The organism is Cellulomonas sp. URHE0023 (assembly GCF_000688475.1).
Classification (GTDB): Bacteria; Actinomycetota; Actinomycetes; order Actinomycetales; family Cellulomonadaceae; genus Cellulomonas.
The window spans coordinates 1704065-1714671 of record NZ_JIAN01000005.1 but is presented as its reverse complement, the minus strand read 5'-3'; the positions used below and the strand labels follow the sequence as shown (position 1 = coordinate 1714671).

Here is a 10607-nt window from a genome sequence, read left to right as displayed (position 1 = left end):
CCGCACGCACGCTCACCGCCGCGTCAGGGTCAGGGCGTGGTCGGGTCCGGCGCCGGACGCTCGCGGGTCGCCTCCGCACCCGCCTCGGGCGGCGGGATGCGGCAGAAGCGTTCCACGACGAGCCCGACCACCGAGAGCACGACACCACCGCCCGCGGCGATCGCCGCCGACACGATCCGCCCGCCGTTGCCCGGCTCGTCGGTGCCCGTCAGCAGCGCGAGGACGTGGCCGCCGTACCATCCGGCGAGCAGCGCGCCCGTGTAGCACGACGCCTTGGCGAGAACGACCGTGCGCGCGGCCCGCAGGGCATCCAGGTTGGGCCTCTTGCCCTGCAGGTACTCGCGCACGTGCCACCCGAGCACGAAGACGACGACAGCGATCCCGAGCTCGACGACGACCACGAGCCAGGGCACGTTCGGCGGCAGCGCACCACGCGAGGCCATCGTCCGCAGCACGATCCAGGTGCCGACCGCGACCCCGGCCGCCACGAGCAGCAGGGTCTGCCAGCGGGTGCTGTGCATCACGAGCCCGGTGCCTCCGTGCCGTCGTGGAACGGGGTGCCTTCCGTCGCGTCACCCTCCGGCGCGCCACCGTCCGAGACCGGTGCCGGAGGGGCCGACAGCCAGTCGAGCGCGAGCCAGCGGATGCCCTCACGATCGGGCGCCGTCGCCGCCAGCGCAGCGACCGGCCCACCTCCCAAGCCGGGAAGCACCGCCTGCGGGTCCACCTGCGCCCACGGCTCCAGGACGAACGCGCGCTCGTGCGCCCGCGGGTGCGGCAGCTCCAGGTCGTCGGTCACCGCCGTCACCGAGCCGTACACCACGATGTCGATGTCCAGCGTGCGCGGACCCCAGTGCTCCTCGCGGACCCGGCCGTGGCGCTGCTCGATCCCCTGCACGACGCGCAGCAGCTCGCGCGGCGAGAGCATGGTGCGCGCCAGCACCACGGCGTTGAGGTAGTCGGGCTGCTCCGGTCCACCGACCGAGGCGGTCCGGGCGAGCGGCGAGACCTGGACGACCTCGAGACCCGTCGTGTGGGCCAGGAGGTCGACCGCGGAGCGCAGCGTGTCCTGTGCGGCGCCGAGGTTGGCGCCCAGCGCGAGCACCACGTCCACGACCGCAGGCGGGGTGACGTCCAGCGCGTCCGACACGACCTCCCCGACGACGACGCCGGTGCTCGTCTCGACCAGCTCGGCACGCACCGAGGGAACCTCGCCCGTCGGCGCCTCGGGCGCGCCGCTGACCCCGGGAGCGCCCGCGTGCGCGAGCCCGGTGGGCTCGAACGCCAGCGGTGCGGCGAACGCGGGGGCACCGTCCGGACCCTGGCTCGACAGCTCACCCGGAGCCGGCGGGGGTCCTGCCGTGATCGGCTGGACGATGTCCGACCACGGGACGGTCGGCGGGATGACCGGTGCGGCCGCTGCGACGGCAGCTGGCGCGACCGGTGCGGCGGCAGGCGGTGCAGGGGGTTCCGCGGCGGCGAGCTCCGCCGCCGCGGTGCCGACGACCACCGGAGCACCCGGCGCCGGCGTCACGGGGAACGACGCCGTCGGCGTGGGACCCTGACGCACCGCGGCCGCGGCCTCGGCCTGCGCCCGCGGCACGTACGGCTCCGCGGCAGGCAGCTTCGCGCGGTCGCGTCGGATGCGCACGACGACGTCGCCGAACGGCACCTCGATGGGCGCCTGGGGCTTGTGCACGCTGACGTCGACCGCCTGCACGATCGCGTGGGACAGCACCGTGGCCGCGATGCGCTCCGCGACGGTCTCGATCAGGTCCACGGGTTCGCCGGAGAGCACCGCCGACACCTGCTCGGCGAGCTCGCCGTAGTGCAGCGTGTGCGCGAGGTCGTCGCGAGCCGCCGCCCGCCGCGTGTCGAGGTGCACGATGACGTCTGCGACGAACGTCTGCCCCTCACGACGCTCGAACTCGAAGACGCCGTGGTAGCCCGTGGCCGTGATGCCCGTGAGCCGGATCTGGTCCAGGAGCCGGCCGCCTCCGTCGAGGACGCCACCCTCCCACTGCTCGTCGGTGGTCACCGCGTGCTCCCTCCGGTTCGTGCGTCCTCGTCGACGGCGAGCTCGTCCTCGGCCAGGTCCAGGACGGAACGCCCGGCGCTGCCGGCCTGCCCTGCGTGCCAGGCCGCTGCCACGCGGACCGCATCGGCAGAGCCTGCCACCTCGTGCACCCGCACGCACCAAGCTCCTGCGGCCGCGGCCAGCGCCGACACGGCTGCCGTGGCACGGTCACGCGCCAGCGGGGGCGCGGGCTCCCCGTCGGCGCCGGCGAGGAGGTGCCCGAGGAAGCGCTTGCGGCTCGCCCCGACGAGCACGGGGAACCCGTCGGCGACCAGCTCGGGCAGGCGCGCCAGCAGCGGCCAGTTGCTCGCGCCCGCCTTGGCGAACCCCAGGCCCGGGTCGAGCACGACCTGCTCGTCACGCACCCCGGCAGCCCGCAGCGCCGCGACCCGGGCGGCGAGCTCGCGCCTCACGTCCGTGACCACGTCGTCGTAGTCGTCCAGCTCGTCCATCACGTCCGCGTGACCGCGCCAGTGCATGGCGACGTAGGCGGTCCCGGTCTCGGCGACGACCTCGTACATGTCGTCGTCGGCGAGCCCGCCAGAGACGTCGTTCACCAGCACGGCGCCACGCGCGACGGCCTCGCGGGCGACGACCGCACGGGTCGTGTCGACGCTGACAGCCGCGCCGCGCGCGACGAGCCCGTCGATCACGGGGAGCACGCGGTCCAGCTCGTCCTGCACGGGGACCCGGCGGGCGCCGGGACGGGTGGACTCTCCGCCGACGTCGAGGAGGTCGGCACCCTGGGCGAGGAGCTCCAGGCCGTGCGCGACGGCCGCCGACGGCGTGAACCAGCGGCCGCCGTCCGAGAAGGAGTCCGGCGTGACGTTGACGACCCCCATGACGAGGGTCCGGCCGGCGTCAGGAATCCCCGTCACGCTGCCGAGCCTAGGGGTGCCGGCCATGGGCGGTCGGCAGGTGTCAGCGACCGAGCACGAGACTCATGGCCTCAGCCCGCGTCGCGACGTCGCGCATCTGCCCACGCACCGCGGACGTCACCGTCCGGGAGCCCGGCTTCCGCACGCCGCGCATCGACATGCACAGGTGCTCGCACTCCACGACGACGAGGACGCCGCGCGGTTCGAGCTCGGCCACCATCGCGTCGGCGATCTGAGCCGTCAGGCGCTCCTGCACCTGCGGTCGGCGCGCGAACACGTCGACCAGCCGCGCCACCTTGCTCAGGCCGGTGATCCGGCCGTCGGCACCGGGGATGTACCCGACGTGCGCGACGCCGTGGAACGGGACGAGGTGGTGCTCGCAGGTGGAGTACACCTCGATGTCCTTGACCAGCACCATCTCGTCGTGGCCGAGGTCGAAGGTGGTGGTCAGGACGTCGGCCGGCTCCTGGAACAGCCCGGCGAAGATCTCCTTGTACGAGCGGGCCACCCGGGCGGGTGTCTCGCGCAGACCTTCGCGGTCGGGGTCCTCACCGACGGCGAGGAGCAGCTCACGGATCGCCGCCTCGACACGAGCCTGGTCGTATGCGGCGACCGCTGCACCCCTGTGCGCGGTGGCCGGCCCGATGTCGCCCACGTCAGCTCTTGTCCGGCGTCTGGCCCGGCGGGACCTGCACGATGTGCTCGCCAGGGAACCCGAAGGCCTCGGCAGCCTCGTCCTCGGGGATGATCGGCTTGCCGTTGCGCTCGGCGAGCTCGGCGGCCGTCATGACCGGCGGGCGGTCCGAGACGGCGCGCTGGTCGCTCGAGAGCCAGATCTGCCGCGGCGGGCGCTTGGTGATCGGCTCGAAGATCTTGGCCAGCTGCTCCTGGTTGAGCGTCTCCTTGTCGAGCAGCTCGAGGACCAGCGCGTCGAGCACGTCGCGGTACTCGACGAGGATCTCCCAGGCCTCGTCGTGCGCCCGCTCGATCAGGGAGCGCACCTCGAGGTCGATCGACGCGGCGACGTCTTCGGAGTAGTCGCGCTGGTGGCCCATGTCGCGGCCCATGAAGACCTCGCCGGACGCCTGGCCCAGCTGGATCGCTCCGAGCCGCGCGCTCATGCCGAACTGCGTGACCATCTTGCGGGCCGTGGCCGACGCCTTCTCGATGTCGTTGCTGGCGCCCGTCGTCGGGTCGTGGAAGACGAGCTCCTCCGCGACGCGACCGCCCATGGCGTAGGCCAGCGTGTCCAGCAGCTCGTTGCGGGTGGTCGAGTACTTGTCCTCGGTCGGCATGACCATCGTGTACCCGAGGGCCCGGCCGCGCGGCAGGATCGTCACCTTCGTGACGGGGTCCGTGTACCGCAGCGCGGTCGCCACCAGGGCGTGCCCGCCCTCGTGGTACGCGGTGATCTTGATCTCCTTGGAGTTCATCACCCGAGTGCGCTTCTGCGGACCGGCGATGACGCGGTCGATCGCCTCGTCGAGCGTGTGGTCCGTGATGATCTGCTGTCCCGTGCGCGCGGTCAGCAGCGCCGCCTCGTTGAGCACGTTGGCCAGGTCAGCACCCGTGAAACCGGGCGTGCGGCGGGCGACCACGTTGAGGTCGACGTGCGGCGCCATCGGCTTGCCCTGCGAGTGCACCTTGAGGATCTGCTCGCGACCCTTCAGGTCGGGTGCGTCGACGGCGACCTGACGGTCGAAGCGCCCCGGGCGCAGAAGCGCCGGGTCCAGGATGTCGGGACGGTTGGTCGCCGCGATGAGGATGACGTTCGCGTTCGCGTCGAACCCGTCCATCTCGACGAGCATCTGGTTGAGCGTCTGCTCACGCTCGTCGTGGCCGCCGCCCATGCCGGCGCCACGGTGCCGGCCGACGGCGTCGATCTCGTCGATGAAGATGATCGCCGGGGCGTTCTGCTTGGCCTGGTCGAACAGGTCACGCACACGGCTCGCGCCGACGCCGACGAACATCTCGACGAAGTCCGAGCCGGAGATCGAGTAGAACGGCACCCCGGCCTCACCGGCGACGGCGCGCGCGAGCAGGGTCTTGCCGGTACCCGGCTGCCCGTAGAGCAGCACACCCTTGGGGATCTTGGCGCCGACCGCCTGGAACTTCGCGGGATCGGCGAGGAAGTCCTTGATCTCCTCGAGCTCTTCCACGGCCTCGTCGACACCGGCGACGTCCGCGAAGGTGACCTGCGGGGACTCCTTGTTGACCAGCTTGGCGCGCGACTTGCCGAAGCTCATCACCCGCGACCCGCCGCCCTGCATCTGCGAGCTGAGGAAGAAGAACAGGCCGATGATGACGATCAGCGGGATGAGGAACGTCAGGACGCTGATCCACCACGGGGTCTGCGGGACGTCCGAGGTGTAGCCGTCCTTCGGGTTCGCCTCGGCGATCGCGTCCACCACGGACTCGCCCTGCGGCACCACGTAGTTGAACTGGACGAGCTTGCCGAAGTTCTTCTCACCCTTGGTGAAGTCGTCGGCCAACGTGAGGTTGACCCGCTGGACACCCTCGGTGATCTTCGCCTGGTCGACCTTGCCCGCTGCGATGAGGGCCATGCCGTCCGACGTGTCGATGCTGCTGACCTTGGGCTGGTTGATGGAGCTGAAGCCGAAGATCGCGAGGACGATCGCGAGCGCGATCCACGGGAGGAAGCTACGAGAAAGACGCTTGACGTTCATGGGTGATCGGGGCCGAGCCCCTCATCCTCCGCTCGCGGGTGTGGTTGCTCGAAGTTACCCGATGAACCTGCAGGCACCGACCGTGTTCACCGAGGGCGCACACGAGCCGGCGGCCGTCGCGTCGCTGCTCAGGCCCCGTAGACCCTCGGCGCGAGCGTGCCGACGAAGGGCAGGTTGCGGTACCTCTCGGCATAGTCGAGGCCGTAGCCCACGACGAACTCGTTCGGGATCTCGAACCCGACATACCGCACGTCGACGTCCACCTTCGCCGCATCGGGCTTGCGGAGCATCGTCGCGACCTCGACGGTGGCCGGACCGCGCGAGCGCAGGTTGGACAGCAGCCAGGAGAGCGTCAGGCCCGAGTCGATGATGTCCTCGACGATCAGGACGTGCCGGCCCGTGAGGTCCGCGTCGAGGTCCTTGAGGATGCGGACCACGCCCGAGGACTTGGTGCCGGACCCGTAGGAAGACACGGCCATCCAGTCCATCTGGACGGTCGAGTGCAGCCGCCGCGCGAGGTCGGCCATGACCATCACGGCGCCCTTCAGCACGCCCACCAGGAGGAGGTCCTTGCCGGCGTAGTCGGCGTCGATCTGCGCCGCGATCTCGTCGAGACGGCCGTGCAGCTGCTCTTCCGTGAGGAGCACCCGCTCGAGGTCGTCACCCATGTCCTGGGGGTCCACCGAAGTCGCTCCTCGTCGTTGTGCTGCGGCTAGGCGCTCGTGTCCGCCGGGCCGAGTGCAAGCCTGCCATACGCGCGGCGTGCGGCGACCCGGCCCGGGAGCGCCACCGGGCCCTGTCCGTGCCAGTCCGTCACGAGCGCGTCGACGGCCAGCACGTGGGCCCTGGTCAAGGCGCCCGCCGGGCTGCCCGCGGCGACCAGCGCCATGCGCAGCGCGCGCCGGCGGACCGCGTCGGGGGCGTTCGCCAGCACGTCGACGTCCAGCCCGGCGGCGTCGTGCGTCAGGTCGTGCGTCAGCTCGGTGACGAGCTGGTCCGCGAGCGCGTCCAGCACGTCCGCGTCCTCGCGAAGCTGGGCCGCCGTGCGCGCCAGCGACTGCGCAACCCCCGGGCCCAGCACGCGTTCCAGGGTGGGCAGCACCTCGGAGCGGACGCGGCTCCTCAGCCGGGCGTCCGCGTGCGCGCCGTCGTTCGTCGGGTCCTGCCACGGCGTCAGGCCCTGGGCAGCGCACGCCGCCTCCGTGTCCGCGCGCCGGAGCCCGAGCAGTGGGCGCCTGAACCGGCCCCGGACCGCCGGCATCCCGGCGAGCGCGCGGGCGCCGGAACCGCGCGCGAGGCCCAGCAGGACGGTCTCGGCCTGGTCGTCCAGGGTGTGGCCGAGCAGGATCGCGGTCGCGTCGGACGCCTCGAGCGCCGTGTACCGCGCGGCGCGCGCGGCGGCCTCAGGTCCGCCGGTTCCGCCCACGTCGACGCGAACCACCTCGACCGGGTCGAGCCCGAGCTCCACGCACGTGGCCGCGGCGCTCGCGGCGATCTCGGCGGACCCGTCCTGCAGGCCGTGGTCGACGACGACCGCCCCGACTCGCCAGCCCGCGGTCCTCCCGACGAACGCCGCACCCGCCGCGAGGGCGAGCGAGTCCGGGCCGCCCGAGCACGCGACGAGGACCAGCTCGCCCGGACCGACGTCGGCCAGCGCCGCGGCGACCGCCGACCGGATCGCCGCGACCGCGGGGGCCGGACCGGTCACCCGGGCCCCCGGCTCACGCGTGCACCCGGCGCACCCACGCGCGCGGGTCCGCGATCTCCTGCGGCAACGGCAGGTTCTCGGGCGACTCGAAGACCGCGTTGAACCCGACGGTCCCCACCGACCGGCGCACCTCGCGGACGAACTTCGCGCCGTCGCGGTACTGGGCGAGCTTGACGTCGAGGCCGAGCACCCGGCGCAGGACCTGGTCCAGACCCTTGCCCTTGGACGCCTCGTCCCGGCGCGCGTCGAAGGCCTTGCGGATCGTGCGGACCGTCGGGACGACCGAACGGCCCACCTCGTCCATCGTCACGTCCGCGTGGCCCTCGAGGACGGCCATCACCGCTCCCACCTCATCGAAGACCGTGCGCTGGTGCGGCGAGAGTGCATCGAGGATCCCGCCACCGCCGTCACCGAACGCACGCGCGACCGACCCGAAGAGATCCGAGCGTGCGGCGTCTCCGGTGAGGTCCGCGAGGAGCTCGGCCGCGCGCGAGCGCAGGTGCTCGGCGAGCCAGGGCGCGGCGGCGAACTGCATGGCGTGCGTCTGCTCGTGGAGCGCCACCCACAGCCGGAAGTCCGTCGAGTCGACCTTGAGCTTGCGCTCGTGGTGCAGCACGTTGGGGGCGACCAGCAGCAGACGGCCGTGGAACCCGGGCTGGGGCGTGAACGGGTCGAACTGGCCGAGCACCTTGCTGGACAGCAGCGCGAGCACACCGCCCACCTGGACCGCGCCGCCCATGCGCGCGCCCTGGCCCGAAGGCGCCTCCACACCGCCCGTCATCACGGCGAACATCTCCGCGTTCGCGCGCGCCCAGTGCGGCCGGTCCACCACGAGGACCCTCGACACGTCCTTCGGGTCCGCACCGTCGGCGGCCGTGAGCTTGGTGATCGCGGCGACGTGGCCGGCCGCGCGTCCCGCCGCGTCGCGCAGCTCCTCCACCAGGCCGTCGAGCTGTCCGCGCTCCGCGGTGGGCCCAGGCTTGGCCAGCCGCCCCGCGATCGACGCGGCGCGCGGCCAGTCGACGAGGCCGGCGCTCGGGTCGTTGGACGAGGGCTCCACAGCGCCACGGTATCCGCCGGTCTCGCGCGCTCAGCGCGCGTTCAGCCGTCGGCGCAACCCGGCCGCCACGACGACCCCTGACCGCCCCGAGCAGACGTCAGTGGCAACCGCACGCCGCGAGCGTGCTGACGAACTCGTCGATCGCCGCGCGCGGAGCCCACTGCCCGCCGTCCGGCGTCGCGTCGGCGAGCACCGCGAAGACGAGCTGGCGCGAGTCGGCGTCGAGGACCGTCCCGGACAGTGCGGTCACGTGCGGCAGGCTCCCGGTCTTGGCCCGGACCAGGCCGCGGGCCTGCGACTGCGAGTAGCGGTCGGAGAGCGTGCCCGTCAGGCCCCCGATCGGCATACCCGTCGCGACGTCCCTGAGGTTCGGGTGGGCCGGGTCCGTGGAGAGCCGCACCAGCCCGGTGAGCAGGCTGGGCGGCAGGACGGAGCCGGCCCCGAGGCCCGACGCGTCGACCAGGTGCGCACCCGACGTGTCGACGCCCGCCACGTCGACGGCGTGCAGCACCGCCGCCGCCGCTCCGTCGAACGTCGCGGGCAGGCCCTCGTGGATCGCCACCAGCCGCGAGACGACCTCGGTGATCGTGTTGTCGGACGTGTCGAGGAAGTGGTGCACGACCTTGTCGAGCGTCGCCGACTCCACCCTGCCGATCTCGCGGCCCTCGGACGGCTTGTCCGCCCGGAACGGGAGCCCGGCGACCGTGATCCCGTTCTCGCCGAGCCGTGCCGCGAACGTCTTGGCAGCCGCAATCGAGGGGTCCGCGTAGCGCGGCGGGTACTCGCCGGACCTGATCTTCGCGGTGTCCACCGCGAGCGCCGTCACCGGCGCGACGAACCCTGCGGCGATGTCGGGGACGGCCCAGGCCGGGTTCAGGGTCGGGGCCGCGAACAAGGTGTCGTCGACGCCGAGCTCGACGGTCGTGGCCCCCTCGAGCTGCAGGGCCTTGGCGGTCTGCGCGGCCAGGTCCGCCAAGCCGGCGTGGCCCTCTGTCGCCGCAGGGTCACCCTCGCCGGCCGCGAGCATCATGTCGCCACCGCCGACCAGGACGATCCGGTTGCCGTCGCCCCGCACGACCGTCGTCGGCAGGGTCGTGTCGGGGCTGAGGGTGCTCAGGCTCGCGATGGCGGTGACCAGCTTCGCCGTGGACGCGGGCGTGCGGCCGTCGTCGGGAAGATGGCCTGCGAGCGTCTCCCCTGTCAGCTGGTCCTGCACGAGGACGCCGACGCTGGCACCCATGCGGGCATCGGCGACGAGCCCGTTGACGACGAGCTGGAGCTGAGCTGCGCCCGGCACCGGCGCCTGCGGGTCCAGGGCGGTCAGTGCTGGCTGGAGCGCCGCCGGCTCGACGGCACCCGGTGCGGTCGGGAACGGGCTCGGCGGCGCCGGCTCGGGTGCCAGGGTGACCAGACCCGGAACCACGTCGTAGGCGTCCGCCGTCGCGTAGGCGCCTGCGGCGAGGACCACGACGAGCAGGGCCGAGCCGACGACTCTGCCCGCTGTGGCCATGATCACCCCGTCCCGCTCGTTCCCAGCCGTTCGGTGCGACAGACTACTGTCCGAGACGATGGCGCCCCTGACACCCGGCGCGCCGCACTGACGAGTGTCGCTGCGACCGCCGGTCCCGGAACCCCGGGCGCGGACGCGGGGCGGAGGAGAGCTGTGGAGTTCGACGTCACGATCGAGATCCCCAAGGGTCAGCGCAACAAGTACGAGGTGGACCACGCGACGGGGCGTATCCGGCTCGACAGGATGCTGTTCACCTCGACGCGCTACCCCGACGACTACGGCTTCATCGAGGGCACCCTCGGTGAGGACGGCGACCCGTTGGACGCACTGGTGCTGCTGGAGGAGCCCACGTTCCCCGGCTGCCTGATCCGCTGCCGCGCCCTGGGCATGTTCCGCATGCGCGACGAGGCCGGCGGCGACGACAAGGTCCTGTGCGTGCCCACCGGTGACCAGCGTGCCGCGTGGCGCCAGGACATCGACGACGTCTCGGACTTCCACCGGCTCGAGATCCAGCACTTCTTCGAGGTGTACAAGGACCTGGAGCCCGGCAAGTCGGTCGAGGGCGCCCACTGGACGGACCGCATCGAGGCCGAGGCCGAGATCGAGCGCAGCCGCCAGCGCGCCATCGACACCAACTACTACGGCCACTGAGCCCGTCGTACCGCAGCGTCCGTAGGTGCGGGCGTT

10 protein-coding genes are annotated in these 10607 nt (G+C 72.6%); 1 reads left to right on the top strand and 9 read right to left on the bottom strand.

The genetic code is table 11. The features are described 5' to 3' along the window. Positions 1-29: 29 nt before the first annotated feature. The 9 genes from N553_RS0108710 to N553_RS0108670 all read right to left on the bottom strand — a co-directional run bounded on the left by N553_RS0108710 (position 30) and on the right by N553_RS0108670 (position 9920). On the bottom strand, positions 30-521 hold the full coding sequence (locus tag N553_RS0108710) for a DUF3180 domain-containing protein (RefSeq protein ID WP_034621514.1): 492 nt from the start codon (positions 519-521) through the stop codon (positions 30-32). After that, a complete protein-coding gene (folK, locus tag N553_RS21925) occupies positions 521-2038 on the bottom strand; it encodes a 2-amino-4-hydroxy-6-hydroxymethyldihydropteridine diphosphokinase (protein ID WP_051639933.1) in 1518 nt (505 codons plus the stop codon). The genes N553_RS0108710 and folK overlap by 1 nt, the downstream gene beginning before the upstream one ends. Beyond that, positions 2035-2982, bottom strand: coding sequence for a dihydropteroate synthase (gene folP, locus N553_RS21920; protein ID WP_051639932.1), 948 nt, complete (start codon positions 2980-2982; stop codon positions 2035-2037). The genes folK and folP overlap by 4 nt, the downstream gene beginning before the upstream one ends. 16 nt (positions 2983-2998) lie before the next feature. Next, on the bottom strand, positions 2999-3601 hold the full coding sequence (gene folE, locus N553_RS0108695; protein ID WP_028046187.1) for a GTP cyclohydrolase I FolE: 603 nt from the start codon (positions 3599-3601) through the stop codon (positions 2999-3001). Positions 3602-3611: 10 nt separating this feature from the next. After that, positions 3612-5642 (bottom strand): ATP-dependent zinc metalloprotease FtsH, encoded by a 2031-nt coding sequence (gene ftsH / locus N553_RS0108690; RefSeq protein WP_028046186.1) that lies wholly within the window; start codon positions 5640-5642, stop codon positions 3612-3614. A gap of 128 nt (positions 5643-5770) precedes the next feature. Further along, on the bottom strand, positions 5771-6325 hold the full coding sequence (gene hpt, locus N553_RS0108685) for a hypoxanthine phosphoribosyltransferase (RefSeq protein WP_028046185.1): 555 nt from the start codon (positions 6323-6325) through the stop codon (positions 5771-5773). Positions 6326-6354: 29 nt separating this feature from the next. Beyond that, complete coding sequence (tilS, locus tag N553_RS0108680) at positions 6355-7350, bottom strand: tRNA lysidine(34) synthetase TilS (RefSeq protein ID WP_028046184.1); 996 nt, start codon at positions 7348-7350, stop codon at positions 6355-6357. A 13-nt stretch (positions 7351-7363) separates the two neighbouring features. After that, positions 7364-8410, bottom strand: a complete 1047-nt coding sequence (locus tag N553_RS0108675; protein ID WP_028046183.1) for a zinc-dependent metalloprotease — start codon at positions 8408-8410, stop codon at positions 7364-7366. Positions 8411-8507: 97 nt separating this feature from the next. Continuing rightward, entirely contained in the window at positions 8508-9920 is a 1413-nt protein-coding gene (locus tag N553_RS0108670) for a D-alanyl-D-alanine carboxypeptidase/D-alanyl-D-alanine-endopeptidase (protein WP_028046182.1), read from the bottom strand. A 153-nt stretch (positions 9921-10073) separates the two neighbouring features. Between N553_RS0108670 and N553_RS0108665 the strand changes: the two genes are divergently transcribed. Further along, positions 10074-10571: an inorganic diphosphatase gene (locus N553_RS0108665; RefSeq protein WP_028046181.1), complete on the top strand. Its 498-nt coding sequence runs from the start codon at positions 10074-10076 to the stop codon at positions 10569-10571. Positions 10572-10607 lie beyond the last annotated feature (36 nt).